The 1,000-nt window shown below is 68.2% G+C and carries 2 protein-coding genes; both read left to right on the top strand.

What is annotated here, in order from left to right:
* The coding region (locus DI276_RS47625; protein WP_112276792.1) for a carbohydrate ABC transporter permease at positions 1 to 549 on the top strand (549 nt) is incomplete at its 5' end.
* A 2-nt stretch (positions 550 to 551) separates the two neighbouring features.
* A partial coding sequence (locus tag DI276_RS47620) for a glycoside hydrolase family 1 protein (RefSeq protein WP_119724507.1) occupies positions 552 to 1,000 on the top strand: 449 nt, incomplete at its 3' end.

Genomic DNA, 1,000 nt, shown 5'->3' with positions numbered 1-1,000 from the left:
TTCGCGTTCGCCAAACTCCGCTTCCGCGGCCGCGGCGTGCTGTTCCTGTTCGTGGTCGCGACACTGGCCGTGCCCACCCAGTTGGGCATCATCCCGCTGTACATGGCGATGGCGGAGTTCGGCTGGGCCGGCGAGCTGGAGGCCGTGATCGTGCCGAACCTGGTCACCGCGTTCGGCGTGTTCTGGATGCGGCAGTACCTGCTCGACGCCATCCCCGACGAGCTCGTCGAGGCGGCGCGGATGGACGGCTGCAGCCTGTGGCGCACCTTCTGGCACGTCGCACTCCCCGCTGCCCGGCCGGCCGCGGCGATGCTGGGTGTGTTCACGTTCATGCAGTCCTGGAACGACTTCCTCTGGCCGCTGGTCGTGCTCAACGCCGACAACCCGACCCTCCAGGTCGCCCTGGAGAAGCTGCAAAGCGGCTACTACGTCGACTACTCGCTCGTCCTCGCCGGAACCACGCTCGCCACGGTTCCGGTGCTCATCGTGTTCCTCGTACTCGGCCGACAGATCGTCGCCGGCGTGATGCAGGGCGCCGTCAAGGGGTGAAAATGGAGAACATTGTTTTCCCGCAGGGTTTTCTGTGGGGCGCCGCGACCGCGGCGTTCCAGGTGGAAGGAGCGACCGGCGTCGACGGCCGCACCGACTCCATCTGGGACGCCTTCTGCCGGCTACCCGGCAAGGTCGTCGGCGGCGACACCGGCGAACCCGGCGCCGACCACTACCGGCGCTTCGAGCAGGACGTCGCCATGATGGCCGACCTCGGGCTCAAGGCCTACCGGTTCTCGATCGCCTGGCCGCGCGTGCGACCGGACGGCGGCAAGGTCAACCAGGCCGGCCTCGACTTCTACCGGCGTTTGATCGACACGCTGCTGGCGCACGACATCGTGCCCTGGCCCACGCTCTACCACTGGGACCTCCCTCAGACGCTCGAAGAAGCCGGCGGCTGGGCCAACCGCGACACCGCGTTCCGGTTCGCCGACTACGCGGCGTCCACCGT

The organism is Lentzea terrae (genome assembly GCF_003265345.1).
Taxonomy (GTDB): Bacteria; Actinomycetota; Actinomycetes; order Mycobacteriales; family Pseudonocardiaceae; genus Lentzea; species Lentzea terrae.
The sequence above is the reverse complement of the archived record's forward strand: the minus strand, read 5'-3'. Positions and strand labels throughout refer to the sequence as shown.